The following is a 17,022-nucleotide window of genomic DNA, read 5'->3' on the forward strand; positions in this document are numbered from 1 at the left end:
GTATGCCGGTGTTGCGTGAAGGCAGCAGAGCATGGCAAACACGCCTGCGGAAAAGCCAGCCAAAACACCGTCGATTCCTGGGCTTATCAATGAGGGCCGACTCGATACTTCGGCTCAAACACACAAATAGACTGCTTCTGCCCGCTTTGTCTTGTCGACAGCCGAAGCAGAAATGCCGAAGATGCCATACAGCAAATGGTCAATCCCTATCTGTCCGGCTGCTGCCCTTTCAGCGGGGCATGGCTTGAGGGTCAAGGTCCAACAAAAAGGGCCGACATCGGTTCAACAGGCGTGGAGCAAAAATGCTGATGAATGAAACGCAGGAACCTCCCGATCAAGGGATGCTGCCGTTGCTCGCCGCAGCGGAGATCCAAGATCATCTGATGACGGTCACCAATGATTTGGAACGCCTGCAGCGCCTGCTGGACGATGCGGGCGAGGCGCTGTCCGAACATTTCTACAGCGCCTCCAACCATGTCTCGGCGCTCAAGCGCCGGGCCGACGAAGCCTCCAGCGCCGACAGCGCCACGCTGCAAAAGGTGATGGAGCACATCGCCGGCGCCATCACGGCCTTGCAGTTCCAGGACATGGCCACGCAACTGATCGCCCACACCAGCCAGCGCCTGCGCAACTGCGCCGACCAACTGGCTCGCGACACCTTTGGCGATGATGAGGACGGCACCGTCGTGGTCGAGATCGCGCCGCTTCGCCCTAACCCTGTAACCCAGGACGAAATGGACGCGGGCTCCATCGAATTGTTCTAAAGAGCCTAGCAAACTTACCGAAATCAGCTTGATACCCGGAGAGATAACAATGCACTCAATTCTTGCTGTGGACGATTCGGCCTCGATGCGCCAAATGGTCTCCTTCACGCTCAAAAACGCTGGATTCAACGTCGTTGAAGCGGTGGACGGGCAAGATGCCCTGGAGAAATCCAGCACCCGTGACTTCGATCTTGTGCTGACCGACCAGAACATGCCCCGCATGGACGGCATCAGCCTGACCAAGAAGCTGCGCGACAACCCCAAGTTCAAGACCACACCCATCCTGATCCTGACCACCGAGTCCAGCGATCAGATGAAGCAAGCCGGCCGTGCCGCCGGTGCAACGGGTTGGCTGGTCAAGCCCTTCGATCCGGCCAAGCTGATCGAAGTGATTGGCAAGGTCATTCGTTGAGACCCTGTCCCGCCCATTTTGGAACTAAATTGGAGTAAGGCATGGGAGAAATGACTTCCGAAGGCGCAAGCCTGAGCGCAGGGATTGACCTGAGCCAGTTCTATCAAGTCTTTTTCGAAGAGGCGAGCGAGAACCTCGACAATATGGAACAGCTGCTGCTGAACCTGAACGTCGAGACCGCCGACGACGAAGAACTCAACGCCATCTTCCGCTGCGCCCACTCCATCAAGGGCGGTGCCGCGACCTTTGGTTTCGGCGATGTGGCCGAGCTGACCCACCAGATGGAGACGCTGCTGGACAAGCTGCGCCGCCACGAGCTGGCCCCCAACTCCGCCATGGTGGACACCTTGCTGCAGTCGGGCGACGCCTTGCGCGCTCAGCTGGGCCGTCACCAAGGTTCGGGCGCTGCCGCGGTGGACACCTCCGAGCTGCTGGCCAGCATCCGCGGCTTTGTGGACGGCGAGCAAGCGGCGCCGCCTGCCGCGCCCACGGCCGCAGCGGCGCCAGCGGCCCCGGTCGAAACCGCCCCGGCCCCGGCCCCCAAGTCTGGCAAGCCGGCCGCACGCGTGCTGGAGTTGCAGGTCGGCCCGCTGACCGATTTGAGCCTGGCCGACAATCTGGTCGAGCTGTTCAAGGAAATCACCGACCTGGGCACCATCGAGCCCCTGGACGCCGGCATGTCGGCGGACGGCGTGCGCCGCTTCAAGGTGCTGACCAGCAGCAGCGACAGCGATCTGCTGGATTTGTTCACCTTCCACGTGGCCCGCGAGCAGGTCAAGCTGCTGCCCTTCGGCCCCGGCTTCGGCTTCCATGACGGAGCGCCCGGCGCCCCCGAGGTCCAGCCGGAGAACAAGGATCTCGGCTACGGCTTCTTCGACAATGCCCCCGGCACCCCCGAGGCAGCCCCCGCCGGCACCCAACTCAAGGTGCAGGCCAGCGAGGAGGCCAAACCGGTGGCCACCGTTGCCAAGCCGGTGGCCAAGGCCGAGGCCAAGCCGGCCGCCGCCGGCATGGACCAGTCCACGCTGCGGGTCTCCATCGAGAAGGTCGACCAACTGATCAATCTGGTCGGTGAACTGGTGATCACCCAGGCCATGCTGGCGCAGAACAGCCGCGATCTGGCGCCGGGCCTGTACCAACAACTGGCCTCCGGCCTGGCGGACCTGGAGCGCAATACCCGCGATCTGCAGGAATCGGTGATGTCCATCCGGATGATTCCGATGTCCATCGTCTTCAACCGCTTCCCGCGCATGCTGCGCGACCTGGCCGCCAAGCTGGGCAAAAAGGTCGAACTGGTCACCCAGGGCGAAGCCACCGAGCTGGACAAGAGCCTGGTCGAGAAGATCACCGATCCGCTCACCCATCTGGTTAGAAACAGCTGCGACCACGGCATCGAAATGCCGGCCGAGCGCCTGGCCCGCGGCAAACCCGAGCAAGGCACCATCACCCTGGTGGCCTCGCACCAGGGCGGCTCCATCGTGATCGAGGTGCGCGACGACGGCAAGGGCCTGAACCGCAACAAGCTGATCCAGAAGGCGCGCGAGAAAGGCATTGACGCGCCCGACTCCATGACCGATGCCGAGGTCTGGGGCCTGATCTTCGCGCCGGGCTTCTCCACCGCCGATGTGGTGACCGATGTGTCGGGCCGCGGCGTGGGCATGGACGTGGTCAAGAAAAACATCACGGCCCTGGGCGGCACGGTGGAGATCGATTCCGCCGAAGGCTATGGCATGAAGGTCTCGGTGCGCCTGCCGCTGACGCTGGCCATTATGGACGGCATGAGCGTGGGCGTGGGCGAGGAGGTCTACATCCTGCCGCTGTCCTCGGTGGTCGAGTCCTTCCAGGTGCAGGCCGACACCATCAAGACCGTGGCCGGCTCCGGCCGCGTGGTCGAGGTGCGCGACGAGTACATGCCGGTGATAGGCCTGGAGCACATCTTCAATGTGCCGCGCTTCGACTTCGAGCATGTCTCTTCCATCATGGTGGTGGTCGAGGCCGAGGGCGGCCGCGTCGCCCTGCTGGTGGACGAGTTGCTGGGCCAGCAGCAGGTGGTGGTGAAGAACCTCGAGGCCAATTACCGCAAGGTCACCGACGTCTCCGGCGCCACCATCATGGGCGATGGCCGGGTGGCACTGATCCTGGACGTGGGCAGCCTGGTGCGTCGCTCCAGGCACTGAGCCCCGAGTTCTGAGTTGTAGGTATCCAGGGAATAGAGGTTAGCGATGAATATGAGCGCAATGCTCCGGCAGTTCAGCATCCGCACCCGCATGATTGGTGCGATTGCGATGGTGCTGTCACTGCTGTTGGTGGTCGGGGGCGTGGGTCTGTTTGGCATGCGAGCCATGCATGACCTGACGCAGGCATTCAAGGAACAGACCATACAGACCAGCCACCAAATGCACAATTTGGTGCAGTCCATTGGCGATATGCGGCGTTTTGAGAAAGACATTCTCATTGCCTATCAATCGCCCGACTCGGCCCGCGCCTATCAGCAGCGCTGGGATCAGACGCTGCAGCAATTCGGCAAGGCCGCCAAGGATCTGGCGAGCCACCAGCCCGAGACCAAGAGCCTGGCCCTGGACAAGATGAGTGCGCTGGTCGAGGGCTACGCGGGCAAGGCCGCACCGGTTTTCAAGGAAATCATCGGCGGCCATGTGGACAGCGTTGGCTCGGCCAACAAGCAATTGGAAAGCGCCAAGGCGGACATCCAGGCGGCCCAGCAGTTGGTGGACGAGTTGTCCAAGCAGTTGGATACCAACACCAACACGGCCCTGGCCAAGGCGCAGCAGACCGAAGACCGGGTGATGACGGCCTTCATTGCCATTCTGCTGATCAGCGCCGTGGTGGTCATTCCGCTGACGCTGCTGAATATGCAAAGCATCTGCAAGCCCCTGGCCGACGCCGAGGACCTAGCCCAGGCCATCGCGGCGGGCGATCTGACCAAGACGGCCATCGAGGTCGAAGGCCAGGACGAGGCCTCGCATCTGATGCGCTCCCTGCAGAATATGCAGCACGCGCTGCAAACCCTGGTGGGCCAGCTGCGCACCTCGGCCGACAGCATACGCACCGCTTCGGTGGAGATCGCCACCGGCAATCAGGATCTGTCGGGCCGCACCGAGCAGACCGCCTCGAATCTGCAGCAAGCCGCCTCCTCCATGACCCAGCTGACCGGCACGGTCAAGCAAACGGCCGACTCGGCCCGCACCGCCAATCAACTGGCCAACTCGGCCTCCGGCGCGGCGGCCAAGGGCGGTGAGGTGGTGGGCCAGGTCGTCTCGACCATGGACGAGATCAACACCAGCTCCAAGAAGATCAACGACATCATCGGCGTCATCGATGGCATCGCCTTCCAGACCAATATCCTGGCCCTGAACGCGGCGGTGGAAGCCGCCCGTGCCGGCGAGCAAGGCCGCGGCTTTGCCGTCGTGGCCAGCGAGGTGCGCAGCCTGGCCCAGCGCAGCGCCGAGGCCGCCCGCGAGATCAAGACCCTGATCGGCGCCAGCGTTGAGCGGGTGGAAACCGGCTCCCGCCTGGTGCAGGAGGCCGGCGAGTCGATGACGGACATCGTCACCAGCGTGCAGCGCGTCTCCGACATCATTGGCGAGATCACCGCCGCCGCCAGCGAGCAAAGCGACGGCATTGCCCAGGTCAACCAGTCGGTGCTGCAACTCGATCAGATGACGCAGCAGAACGCGGCCCTGGTGGAGGAATCCGCCGCGGCGGCCGAAAGCCTGAAGGACCAGGCCGAACGCCTGGCCGAAGCGGTCGACAAGTTCAAGATCAATAGCGGCAGCGCTGCCGGCAAGCACAGCTTTGGCGGCAGCACGGTCACGCGCCCGGCCACCAGCGTGGGCGCTTCCAGCAGCCACGCCGCCGCCAAGCCCAGCCTTGCCGGCAACGCTGCGCCAGCCATCAGCAAGCCAAACTTCGCACCCGCCAAACCGGCACGCAGCAGCGCGACTGCCACGGCCAGCAGCGCGGCCAAGCCGCCCAGGTCCGAACCCGTCGCCCGCAGTGTCCCGGTCGCGCAGGCCGAAGGCGACTGGGAATCGTTTTGAACAAGCGCTCACAACCCCTGCTCCTTCCATCCCGTACACAAAAGAGGTAAGCCATGGAAACCGTTAGAGAAAACGTGCCGGCAATCCGCCAGGAAGTTGCCAATCTGACCCTGAAGGGCCACACGCCTTCCAGCGGCGAATACCTGACTTTCCGCCTGGGTGCCGAGGAATATGGCATCGACATCCTGAAGGTGCAGGAAATCCGCTCCTACGAGCCGCCCACCCGCATCGCCAATGCGCCCGACTTCATCAAGGGCGTGGTCAATCTGCGCGGCGTCATCGTGCCCATCGTGGATCTGCGCCTCAAGCTGGGCTGCCCCAGCGCCGAGTACAACAGCTTCACCGTGGTGATCGTGCTGAACGTCAAGAGCCGTGTGGTTGGTGCCGTGGTGGACTCGGTCTCCGATGTGCTGGAACTCAACCGCGATGCGATCCGCCCCGCGCCCGAGCTCAGCTCGGCGGCCGTCGACACCAGCTTCATCACCGGCATCGGCACGGTCAGCGAGCGCATGTTGATCCTGATGGATATCGAAGGATTGATGAGCAGCGCCGACATGGGTTTGATGGACTCCCTGAGTCTCTAAGCCCCTTCCTCGCCGGTGCCTCCCGCGCCTTGATGGGCGCGGGCATTCTTCCGTACATCTGTATCCGGCCCACAGTCCAGGGCCCCGCAATGATTCGTCGGATAGGGATCTCTTCATGGCATCTGGTGCAAGTTCGATTGCCCGCCGCGTTTCCGTCACCGGCTTCGTGGCCCTGGCATCGGTTCTGTTGGCGGTCAGCGCCGTCGTCGGCGTCCTGCTGACTCGTGTGGCCCATGAACGGGTGGTGACCTGGGTGGGCGACAAGGCCGAGTCCCTGGTCGATGCCATGCATGCCATGGACGAGACCTCCCGCATCCTGGTGGAGAAGAACTACGGCTCCTTCCGCCAGGAATTCGGCCCCAGCTTCACGCTCGACGAGGCCACGGGCGAATTGCGCGACTGGGGCCCCAAGCTCAACGGCAACACCACCCAGGTCGACAAATTCTTCAGCAATACCGGCGGCGTGGCCACGGTGTTTGCGGCCAAGGGCGACGACTTCGAGCGCATCACCACTTCGCTGAAGAACGCCAAGGGCGAGCGGGCCATGGGCACCCTGCTGGGCAAGCAGCACCCGGCTTACGCCAACGTCTCCGCCGGCAAGCCTTTCTCGGGCCGGGCCGTCCTGTTCGGCCACCCCTTCATGACCTATTACGACCCCATCAAGAACGATGGGGGCAAGATCGTGGGGCTCTTGTTTGTGGGTTTCGAGCTGAGCGCCTTCGAACGCGCCATCGACGCGATGGCCGGCCGCGCCAAGTTCTTCGACACCGGCGGCACCTATGTGATCGATATGAACAAAGACCCGGCCAAGGCGGTCTTCGTCTCCCACCCCACGGCCAAGGGCAAGCTCGTCAGCGAGTTCATGCCCGACTTGGCCAAAACCCTGGCCGAGCATGGCGAAGCCGACACAGCCTACTGGGCCGACCCGCCCAATGTGCTGGGCACGCCGCGCAATGACAATTTCGCCGTGGTCCGCAAGAGCGGCAAGACGGGCTACTGGGTCATCGCCCAGGTCTCGCGCGGCGAGGCCATGGCCTCGCACTGGGCGACCCTGGTGCCCTTCTGGGGCATCTTGCTGCTGACCACCGCGGGCCTGGGGCTGGGCCTGTTCTGGATGATGCGCAACTGGGTGGCCAAGCCCTTGAACGAGCTCAACGCCGCCATCAGCGCGATCGCCCAGGGCGATCTCTCCCAGGCCGTGCACAGCGAGCGCAATGACGAGATCGGCCTGCTGATCAAGCAGACCGAATCCATGCGCAGCCGCCTGGCCGACACGATTGGCGTGGTGCGCCACTCGGTCGACTCGGTGGGCACGGCCAGCACCGAGATCGCCTCGGGCAATCTGGATCTGAGCCATCGCACCGAGCAGACGGCCGCCAGCCTGCAAGTGGCCTCGGGCTCCATGAGCGAGCTGACCAGCACCGTGCGCATGACGGCCGACTCGGCCCGCAGCGCCAATCAGTTGGTCAGCACCGCGGCCGAAGCGGCGGCCAAGGGCGGCGAGGTGGTGGGCCAGGTGGTGGCCACGATGGAGGCGATCAACAGCAGCTCGCACAAGATCAACGACATCATCGGTGTCATCGACGGCATCGCCTTCCAGACCAATATCCTGGCCCTGAACGCCGCCGTAGAAGCGGCGCGCGCCGGCGAGCAAGGCCGCGGCTTCGCGGTGGTCGCCAACGAGGTGCGCTCGCTGGCTCAGCGCAGCGCCACCGCGGCCAAGGAAATCAAGACCCTGATCGGCGCCAGCGTGGAAAGCGTGGAGGCCGGTTCGCGCCAGGTGCAGATGGCGGGCGCGTCCATGAGCGACATCGTCAGCAGCGTGCAGCGGGTGCAAAGCGTCATCGCCGAGATCACCACCACCACCGCCGACCAGAGCGATGGCCTGGCCCAGATCAATCAATCGGTCGTGCAGCTGGATCAGATGACGCAGCAGAATGCCGCGCTGGTGGAAGAGTCCGCCGCGGCGGCCGCAAGCCTGCAGGAGCAGGCGCAGCGCCTGGTCACGGCGGTGGGCATCTTCCATCTGGCCGCCGATCAGCAGCTCAAACACGCGGCGCCCACCGCCAAACCCAGCAGTTCCGGCAACCCGATCAAGGCTGCGGCGAGGCCCGGTTCACCGGCCCACAAGGCCGCCCAGCTCATACGCAAGGCGGCCCAGCCCTCCCCGGCACCGGCCCCCAAAGCGCAAACGGTCCCGAGCCAATCCAGCGCCGCGGCCGGTGAAAGCGATTGGGAAAGCTTTTGAATCCGGCCACCACCACCAAGCCTGCGCGCCCCGCCCAGCCCCTCAAAACCTTTTCTGCAACAGGAGTCGCTGATGTTTGACTCGATCAAGACCCGGCTGATCAGCCTGAGCATTGCCGTCGTGGTGTTCACCCTGTTGGCGGCCACCACCGCGAACTACATCATCGTCCGCAACCATACCCAGTCCCAGGTGCTGTCCAGCCTGAACGAGTTGGCCACGGCCCGCGGCGCCTCCATCGCCCAGTGGGTCAACACCCAGCGCAATATCGTCACCGCCATCCTGCCCACGGCCAAGATGGCGGAGCCCGTGCCCCTGCTGATCCAGGCGGCCAAGTCGGGTGAGCTGCAGTCGGCCTATGTCGGCCATGCCAACAAGCGCATGTTCTTCAATGTGGACGAGCCCCTGCCGCCGGACTACGACCCGACCAGCCGCCCCTGGTACACCCTGGCCGCCGCCAGCAATGGGCCGGTGCTGACCGAGCCCTATATGGACGCCTCGCGCAACCAATTGGTCGTGACCTTCGCGCTCGCCGCCAAGGAAGGCAGCAGCACCAAGGCCGTGGTCGCTTCGGATGTCTTCCTCAACGAGGTGGTGGGCACCGTCAAGGCCATCAAGCCCACGCCCAATGGCTTTGCCTTTCTGGTCTCCAACAAGGGCGTCATCATTGCCCACCCGGACAGCAAGCTCTCGCTCAAGCCCGTCACCGAGCTGGCCGCAGGCCTGGACGCCAAGGCCTTGACGCAACTCCAGGAGAGCGGCGCCAACTGGCAGGAGGCCCGCATCGGCGAGGGCGATTTTCTGCTGCGCGGCGTCGCCATCCCGAATACCGACTGGGTGCTGGTCGCCGCGGCCGACAAGTCCGAGGCCCTGCAGTCCCTGAGCGCCCTGCTGCGGGCCGCGGCCGTCGTGCTGCTGGTGGTGCTGGTGCTGGCCGTCGTGCTGATGACCACCGTGGTCGCCACCCTGATGCGCGGCATCGACCGCATCCGCGCCGCCCTGGACGAAATCAGCGCCGGTGGCGGCGACCTGACCCAGCGCCTGCCCGAGGTGGGGCGCGACGAGCTGTCCCGCATCGCGGCCTCCTTCAATCTGTTTGCCGAGAAGATCCAGCACATCCTGCTGGACGTGCGCTCGGCCAGCAACTCCATCACCACCGCCTCCACCGAGATCGCCATCGGCGCGCAAGACCTGTCCCAGCGCACCGAGCAGACGGCCGCCAATCTGGAAGAGGCCGCCTCCAGCATGGAGGAGCTGACCGGCACCGTGCGCCAGACGGCCGACGCGGCCCTGACGGCCAATCAGCTGGCCTCCTCGGCCTCCTCGGCCGCGGCCAAGGGCGGCGATGTGGTCAACCAGGTCGTCCGCACCATGGACGAGATCAACACCAGCTCCAAGAAGATCAACGACATCATCGGCGTCATCGATGGCATCGCCTTCCAGACCAATATCCTGGCCCTGAACGCGGCCGTGGAAGCGGCGCGGGCGGGTGAGCAAGGCCGCGGCTTTGCCGTCGTGGCCAGCGAGGTGCGTTCGCTGGCCCAGCGCAGCGCCGAGGCGGCCAAGGAGATCAAGGGCCTGATCGGCGCCAGCGTGGACCGCGTGGAGGTCGGCTCCAAGCTGGTCGAGGCCGCGGGCGCCTCCATGACCGACATCGTCTCCAGCGTGCAGCGCGTGACCGACATCATTGGCGAGATCACCGCCGCCGCCAGCGAGCAAAGCGACGGCATCGGCCAGGTCAATGGCGCCGTCGTGCAGCTGGACCAGATGACACAGCAGAACGCGGCCCTGGTGGAGCAGTCCGCCGCCGCCGCCGAAAGCCTCAAGGATCAGGCGCGCCGCCTGACCGAGGTGGTGTCGGTGTTCCGCCTGGGCAGCGATGAGCGCCCGCCCAGCCGCTCCACACCCTCACCCTCGCCCACCGCGGCATCAACCCCCTCGCCCGCTTCGGCCGCCAAGAGTTTCAAGCCCAGCGGCTTCAAGCCCGCACCGGCCAAGGCCAGCCCACCCAGGCCGGCGCCCAGCCCCAAGGCCGCCGCGCCCGCAGCCGCTCCGGCGGCAGCCAGCGCGGGCAAGAACGATGACGAGGGCGACTGGCAGTCCTTCTGAGCGGCCTCGGACCGGAGCCTCTTCCCTCAAAAAGAAAGAGCCGCAGCTTGCGGCTCTTTTCATTTCCTCAGCTGGCCTCGCGCAGCGACTGCATCACCGGCCTTTGCAGCACGCCGCGCAAGCTCCACCAGCCCGCCAGCTGGGCCAGCAAGGCGCCGCTAACGAGGCTCATCAGCGGCACCCAGAGGTTCAGCTGCCAGGCGAAGCCGAACACAAAATGCGCCAGCACCGCGCCCAGACCCACCGCCACCGCACCGGCCAGAAAACCCGCCAGAGCACCCACCCCCAGCAGCTCGGCCCGCTGCACCTGGGCCAGCAGCTGGCCGCTGGCGCCGAGGGCGCGCATCAGGGCGAATTCGCGCGTACGCGCCTCCCGCGTGCTGCCGACCGAGGCCAGCAGCACCAGCAGGCCGGTGGCCAGGGTGAAGGCAAACAGCAGCTGCACCGCCTGGATGACCTGATCCAGCACGGCCTGTACCTGGTTCAGCTGGGCCGAGACATCGACCACGGTGATATTGGGGAAGTCCCGCGCCAGCTCACGGTCCAGCGGCGCAGCACCGGGCACGAGGGGTGAGCGATAGGCCGCCACGAAAGTGCTGGGCAGATCCGGCATGCTGGCGCGCGGGAACAGCACGAAGAAGTTCACCCGCATCGAGGACCAATCCACCTTGCGCAGGCTGCTGATGCGGCCGCCCACCGTCACGCCGGCCACGTCGAAGCTCAACTGATCGCCCAGCTTCAGGCCCAGGGTCTGGGCCAGGCCTTCTTCCACGCTCAGGCCCTCGGCCTCGTTGGGCTGCCAGGCGCCCTGGGCCAGCTGATTTTGCTCCGGCAGCGTGGCGCTGTGGCTCAGATTGAACTCGCGCTCCACCAGGCGCTGAGCCCGCTCATCCTTGAAGGACTGCGGCTTGATCTCCTGGCCGTTGATGCTCAGCAAGCGGCCGCGGATCATGGGGAACCAGTCATAACGCTCCACCCCATGCTGCTTGAGCTGGGCCTGAAATGCGGCGCCCTGATCGGGTTGAATATTGATGACGAAGCGATCCGGCGCATGCTTGGGCGTGGCGCTGCGCCAGCTGGAGATCAGATCGGTACGCAGCAAGACCAGCAAGGCCAGCGCCAGCAGGCCCACGGCCAGCGAAGACACCTGAACCACCACAAAACTGGGCCGCGCCGCCACCTGGCGGGTGGCCAGCAAGAGCCAGCGCGGCGCGCCGCTACCGTTCACGCTCAGCGGCACCAGGCGGCGCAGCAGCAGCACGGCGGCCCAGGCCAGCAGGGCAAAGATTGCCACCGCCAGGGCAAAGCCGCCGGCCGCGATCAGGCCCAGCAGCGCATCCCCCGCCAGCACCACCAGGATGGCGGCAAAGCCCAGCACCCCGGCGGCCAGCACCAGCAGCGAACCCGCCTTCAAGCCGCCCAGATCGCGCCGTATCACCCGCAAGGCCGGCACCGAGGCCAGTTGCAGAATCGGCGGCAGGCCAAAGCCCAGCAAAAGGCTCAGGCCCAGACCCAGGCCCATCAGCGCGGGCTGCCAGCCCGGCGCCGGCAGGCTGACATCGAACAAGCCCGACAGCAAGGCCACAAAAGCGTAGTGCAGGCCCAGGCCGGCCAGCACGCCCAGCCCGCTGGCCAGCAGGCCGGCGCTGGCGAACTCCAGGCCATAGGCCCAGGCGATGCGGCGCTGTGGCTGGCCCAGCACGCGCAGCATGGCGCAGTCGTCCAGATGGCGGTTGGCAAAATCGCGCGCCGCCAAGGCCACGGCCACCGCGGCCAGCAGGGCCGACAACATGGCCACCAGCTTCAAAAACTTGGTGGCGCGGTCCAGGGTCTGGCGCATCTCGGGGCGGCCGGTTTCCAGCGAATCCAGGCGCATGCCGCGCCAGCCGGACTTTTCAATCAAGGCATTGGCCTGCCGCACAAACTGCCGAACATCGGCGTTAGCGCCCTCGGTCGAAGCGGCCAGGGCCAGGCGGTAGCTAACCCGGCTGGCCGGCTGGATCAAGCCGGTGGCGGGCAGGTCCTCATCCGCCAGCATCAGGCGCGGGGCAAAGTTCAGAAAGCCCGCGCCCCGGTCGGGCTCGCTGGCGATCAAGCCGGCCACCCGCAGGCTGGCATCGCCCACCAGAATGGTCTGGCCCACATGCAGATTCAAGGCCTCCAGCACCTGGGCATCGGCCCAGACCTCGCCCGATTTGGGCGCGCCGACCTTGCGCCCGTCCGTCAGCAGCAGGCTGCCACGCAGAGGATAGGCCCCGCCCACCGCCTTGATGGCCACCAGGCGGCTCTGCCCGCCCGCCGCCTCCGGCGCGCGCGCCATGCTGGGGAAATTGACCATGCGCGCCTGCCGCAGGCCCAGGCCGGTGGCCAGGCCGCTCAGCTCGGCCGGCGTGGGCTGGTCGCTGACCAGCACCGCATCGCCGCCCAGCAACTGGGCCGCATCGCGGCGCAGGCCGCCATCCATGCGGTCCGACAAAAAGCCCACGGCGCACAAGGCCGCCACCGCCAGGCCCACGGCCAGCATCAGCAGGCGCAGCTCGCCGGCCCGCCAATCGCGCCAGAGTTGGCGCCAGGCCATCAGGATCACGCCCGGCGGGCGGGGCGGGGAAGTCGAGGCATGGGAAGCATTCATGCCCGGCACTGTAGCGACTCCCGGCCCCGGCGCGACTCGTCATGCAAAAAGCCTGAACGCCGTGTTCAGGCAAATGCCACCCATCGCACAAGCGAGGGGCGTCCAATCATGGAGCCATGACAAAAACTCCCCACTCCTTCCCCCCTTTATTCATCTCCCACGGTTCCCCCATGACCGCGCTGGAGCCCCGCGAAGCCGGCCGCTTCGTGCAGCAACTGGGCCAGGCCCTGGACCAGCAATTCGGCCGGCCACGCGCCGTGCTGGCCTTGTCGGCGCACAGCTTGTCGCGCGCTCCTGTGCTGCTGGCCGGCCCGCGACACCATGCCGTCTACGACTTCGGCGGCTTCGACCCCAAGCTGCAGACCCTGCGCTACGACGCCGAGGGCGCGCCCGAGCTGGCCCAGCAAATCATGACCCTGGCCGCCCAGGCCGGACTGCCCATGCACCAGCTGACGCAAGGCGGGCTGGACCACGGCATCTGGACGCCGCTACGCTACATCTACCCCGAGGCCGATGTGCCCGTGCTGCCCCTGGCCTTCAGCCCCCGGCAAAGCCCGGCCGAGCAATACGCTCTGGGCGAGTTGCTGGCGCCCTTGGCCGATCAAGGCGTGCTCATCTTGGGCAGCGGCAGCCTCACCCACAATCTGGGCCTGGTGTTCGGCCAGGGCCGGCCGCCCGCCATTGATGCCGCGGAAATCCCTGCCTCCGCGCAATTCCGCGAATGGATGCGCGCCCGTGCCGCCGCCGGCGACTGGCAAAGCCTGCAGGCCTACCGCAGCCAGGCGCCGCACGCGGCCGAGATGCATCCGACCGACGAGCACCTGCTGCCCTTCTTCATCGCCGCCGGCGCGGGCGGCCGCAGCGAGCCAGCCCTGCGCCTGCATGCCAGCCTCACCTTTGGCTCCCTGGCCATGGACGCCTACGCCTTCGGCGACTCAGCCCCTCGCCTGGCCGCGGCCCTGCAAGGCGTGGAAGAACGCACCCTATAATCCGCGCCACTGCGGGTGTCGTTCAATGGTAGGACTCTTGCTTCCCAAGCAAATAACGTGGGTTCGATTCCCATCACCCGCTCCAAACCAATGCCTCCGGCCGCAAGGTCGGGGGCATTGGTTTGAAGTGGGCGTTTGGGCTGAGACCCACCGGGGGTTCGCTCAAGACAGTCCAGTGGACTGTCTTGGACGTTGCGCAGCAACGGGCCGAGGGCTTGCCCCGAGGCCGAGCAACAGGCCTGAGCCTGTTGCGAGCATTCCCATCACCCGCTCCAAACAAAAGCCTCCGGCCGCAAGGCCGGGGGCTTTTGTTTGGGGTGGGTGTTTGGGGAGAGACCCACCTGGATTCGCTCAAGACATGCCAGTGGCATGTCTTGGACCTTGCGCAGCAACGGGCCGTGGGCTTGACCCGAGGCCGCGCAACAGGCCCAAGCCTGTTGCGAGCATTCCCATCTTTGCGCCAAAGCAGAGCTTCACCCCAACAACGACTCTTGAGAGGCCCACCCCATGCTGACCGGCGAACTCCGCAACCAAGTTGACGCCATCTGGAACGCCTTCTGGTCCGGCGGTATTTCCAACCCCATGGAGGTGCTGGAACAAATCACCTACCTGCTCTTCATCCGCCGGCTGGACGACGCCCACACGCTGGAAGAGTCCAAGGCCCTGGTACTGGGCAAGCCCATGGCCAAGCGCATCTTCCCGGAAGGCGCCGATGCCAAGGGTCGCCCTTACGACGACCTGCGCTGGTCGCGCTTCAAGCACTTCGCCCCCAGCGAGATGCACACCGTGGTCGGCGAGCATGTCTTCCCCTTCTTGCGCAGCATGGGCGGCGATGGCTCCACCTACTCGCAGCACATGAAGGACGCGCGCTACACCGTCCCCACGGCCGGCCTGCTGGCCAAGGTGGTGGACATGCTGGCCGGCCTGCCCATGGACGACCGCGACACCAAGGGCGACCTCTACGAATACATGCTTGGCAAGATCGCCAGTGCCGGCCAGAACGGCCAGTTCCGCACGCCGCGCCACATCATCCAGCTGATGGTGGCACTGACCCAACCCAACCCAAAAGACAGCATTTGCGACCCGGCCAGCGGCAGCTGCGGCTTCCTGGTGGCGGCAGGGGAATACCTGCGCGAGCAGCACCCCAAGCTGTTCAACGACGCAGTAGCCCGTGAACATTTCCACCACGGCATGTTCAACGGCTACGACTTCGACAACACCATGCTGCGCATAGGCTCCATGAATATGGCCCTGCACGGCGTCGATAACCCGGACATCCGCTACAAGGACTCGCTGGCGCAAGACCACGCGGGCGACGAAGAGAAGTACAGCCTCATCCTCGCCAACCCGCCCTTTGCCGGCAGCCTCGACTACGAGAACACCGCCAAAGACCTGCAAGCCATCGTCAAGACCAAGAAAACCGAGCTACTCTTCCTGGCCCTGTTCCTGCGCCTGCTCAAGCCCGGTGGCCGCGCCGCCGTCATCGTGCCGGATGGTGTGCTGTTTGGCTCCAGCAAGGCCCACAAGGCGCTGCGGCAGATGCTGGTGGAAGAGCAGAAGTTGGACGGCGTAATTTCGCTCCCGGCCGGTGCCTTCAAGCCCTATGCCGGCGTCTCCACCGCCATCCTGCTGTTCACCAAGACCAACTCGGGCGGCACCGATACCGTGTGGTTCTACGACATGCAGGCCGATGGCTGGAGCCTGGACGACAAGCGCCAGCCGCTGCTGGATGAGGGCAGGCTTGGCGTTAGCCCGGCGCAGGCATTGAGCGAGGCCGAACACGCCAAAAATAACCTACCAGATGCACTGACCCGCTGGACTCAGCGCGGTGGCAGCGAGCGTGAGCGCCCGCGCACCGCGCAGAGCTTCTGCGTCCCCAAGACCGACATTGCGGCGCAGGGCTACGACCTCAGCATCAATCGCTACAAGGAGGTGGTGCATGAGGTGGTTCAGCATGAGCTTCCGCTGGAGATTCTTGCCGGGCTGAAGCAGCTGGAAGCTGATATTCAGGCGGGCATGGCGGAGCTTGAGGGGATGTTGAAGTGAGTCGCGCCCTACAACTGTCTGATGTTTGTGAAATCACCATGGGGCAGGCTCCCGACGGTGAAAGCTACAACGACCAAGGGGATGGCCTTCCACTCATTGCAGGTGCGGGGGATTTCGGAGACCTGCACCCGAAAGTCAAAAAATTCACTACGGAAGCGTCAAAGGTCTGCGAAAGCGGGGATATTGTTCTCGGAATCCGAGCCACTATTGGCGAAAAGGTCATTGCCGATGGTCGCTACTGCTTGGGGCGTGGCGTTGCTGGCCTGCGCGCAGGTCCTGACCTGAATGCACGATACCTGTGGCACTGGCTAGCCCACGTCAACCCTCTGCTGGTTTCAAAAGCACGAGGTGCCACGTTCCTACAAGTAAATCGCGGGGATATTGGTGAGCTACCGATTTCCCTCCCACCCCTCCCCGAACAATGCCGCATCGCCGCCATCCTCGACAAAGCCGACGCCCTGCGCAACAAGCGCCGCGAAGCCTTGGCCCAACTCGACCGCCTCGCACAGTCGATTTTTGTGGAGATGTTTGGGGATCCGGTAACGAATCCAAAAGGGTGGACAGTCGTTAAATTTGGCGAAGTTGGGAATCTAGACCGAGGGGTTTCAAAGCACAGGCCGAGAAACGACCCAGCACTTCTCGGCGGGAAACATCCACTCATACAAACGGGGGACGTGGCCAATTCCGGTGGCTATATCCGCACTTACGCGAGCACCTATTCCGATATTGGCCTTCGACAAAGCAAGCTCTGGTCTCGCGGAACACTCTGCATCACCATCGCTGCAAACATTGCCAAGACTGGCATCTTGACGTTCGATGCCTGCTTCCCAGACAGCGTTGTCGGTTTTACTGCGAACGACGAGGCGACCGTTGAGTACGTGCGGGTCTGGCTCTCTTTCTTGCAGAAGACGCTTGAAGAAAATGCTCCTGAGTCCGCGCAAAAAAATATCAACTTGGCCATCTTGCGTGGTCTTGACATTCCTCTCCCGCCTATCGAGTTGCGTGAGAAATTTGGCCAAGCACTTCGGTCACAAATGAAACTGGCTGGTTCGAGTGAAAAGTCTGCGAAGGAGTTGGATGAAATGTTCGCATCCCTCCAACACCGCGCCTTCCGGGGAGAACTCTGATACCCAGAAAACATCAATGAATTCAAAGACTTGACTGATGCTACCCTCGTCAATGA

The 17,022-nt window shown here is 64.8% G+C and carries 11 protein-coding genes and 1 tRNA gene; 11 read left to right on the top strand and 1 reads right to left on the bottom strand.

All coding sequences use genetic code 11. From position 1 onward, the window contains the following. Positions 1-383 precede the first annotated feature (383 nt). The 7 genes from HNP55_RS03265 to HNP55_RS24585 all read left to right on the top strand — a co-directional run bounded on the left by HNP55_RS03265 (position 384) and on the right by HNP55_RS24585 (position 10,172). Positions 384-764 (top strand): hypothetical protein, encoded by a 381-nt coding sequence (locus tag HNP55_RS03265; RefSeq protein WP_246448122.1) that lies wholly within the window; start codon positions 384-386, stop codon positions 762-764. A gap of 49 nt (positions 765-813) precedes the next feature. Then, the gene (locus tag HNP55_RS03270; protein ID WP_124446129.1) at positions 814-1,176 is read left to right on the top strand and encodes a response regulator; all 363 of its coding nucleotides are present in this window, start codon (positions 814-816) and stop codon (positions 1,174-1,176) included. Positions 1,177-1,217: 41 nt separating this feature from the next. Further along, positions 1,218-3,353 carry a chemotaxis protein CheA gene (locus tag HNP55_RS03275; RefSeq protein WP_184296095.1) on the top strand — a complete coding sequence of 712 codons (2,136 nt, stop codon included), beginning with the start codon at positions 1,218-1,220 and terminating at the stop codon, positions 3,351-3,353. A 45-nt stretch (positions 3,354-3,398) separates the two neighbouring features. Beyond that, the gene (locus HNP55_RS24575) at positions 3,399-5,234 is read left to right on the top strand and encodes a methyl-accepting chemotaxis protein (RefSeq protein WP_281385215.1); all 1,836 of its coding nucleotides are present in this window, start codon (positions 3,399-3,401) and stop codon (positions 5,232-5,234) included. 53 nt (positions 5,235-5,287) lie between these two features. Further along, entirely contained in the window at positions 5,288-5,818 is a 531-nt protein-coding gene (locus HNP55_RS03285) for a chemotaxis protein CheW (protein ID WP_184296099.1), read from the top strand. A 115-nt stretch (positions 5,819-5,933) separates the two neighbouring features. Continuing rightward, the gene (locus HNP55_RS24580; protein ID WP_184296101.1) at positions 5,934-8,066 is read left to right on the top strand and encodes a methyl-accepting chemotaxis protein; all 2,133 of its coding nucleotides are present in this window, start codon (positions 5,934-5,936) and stop codon (positions 8,064-8,066) included. 72 nt (positions 8,067-8,138) lie between these two features. Continuing rightward, positions 8,139-10,172, top strand: a complete 2,034-nt coding sequence (locus HNP55_RS24585) for a methyl-accepting chemotaxis protein (RefSeq protein WP_184296103.1) — start codon at positions 8,139-8,141, stop codon at positions 10,170-10,172. A gap of 67 nt (positions 10,173-10,239) precedes the next feature. Here the strand turns inward: HNP55_RS24585 and HNP55_RS03300 are convergent, their stop codons facing one another. Then, positions 10,240-12,804 carry an ABC transporter permease gene (locus HNP55_RS03300; protein ID WP_184296105.1) on the bottom strand — a complete coding sequence of 855 codons (2,565 nt, stop codon included), beginning with the start codon at positions 12,802-12,804 and terminating at the stop codon, positions 10,240-10,242. Between the two features lie 116 nt (positions 12,805-12,920). Between HNP55_RS03300 and HNP55_RS03305 the strand changes: the two genes are divergently transcribed. The 4 genes from HNP55_RS03305 to HNP55_RS03320 all read left to right on the top strand — a co-directional run bounded on the left by HNP55_RS03305 (position 12,921) and on the right by HNP55_RS03320 (position 16,966). Next, positions 12,921-13,793: a dioxygenase gene (locus HNP55_RS03305; RefSeq protein WP_184296107.1), complete on the top strand. Its 873-nt coding sequence runs from the start codon at positions 12,921-12,923 to the stop codon at positions 13,791-13,793. An 11-nt stretch (positions 13,794-13,804) separates the two neighbouring features. Then, positions 13,805-13,878 (top strand) — tRNA-Gly (locus HNP55_RS03310). Positions 13,879-14,300: 422 nt separating this feature from the next. Beyond that, positions 14,301-15,839, top strand: a complete 1,539-nt coding sequence (locus HNP55_RS03315; RefSeq protein WP_184296109.1) for a class I SAM-dependent DNA methyltransferase — start codon at positions 14,301-14,303, stop codon at positions 15,837-15,839. Continuing rightward, a complete protein-coding gene (locus HNP55_RS03320; RefSeq protein ID WP_184296111.1) occupies positions 15,836-16,966 on the top strand; it encodes a restriction endonuclease subunit S in 1,131 nt (376 codons plus the stop codon). Before HNP55_RS03315 ends, HNP55_RS03320 begins: the two co-directional genes overlap by 4 nt. The last annotated feature ends 56 nt before the right edge of the window (positions 16,967-17,022 follow it).

Source organism: Roseateles oligotrophus (genome assembly GCF_014204525.1).
In the GTDB taxonomy this organism is placed as follows: Bacteria; Pseudomonadota; Gammaproteobacteria; order Burkholderiales; family Burkholderiaceae_C; genus Paucibacter_A; species Paucibacter_A oligotrophus_A.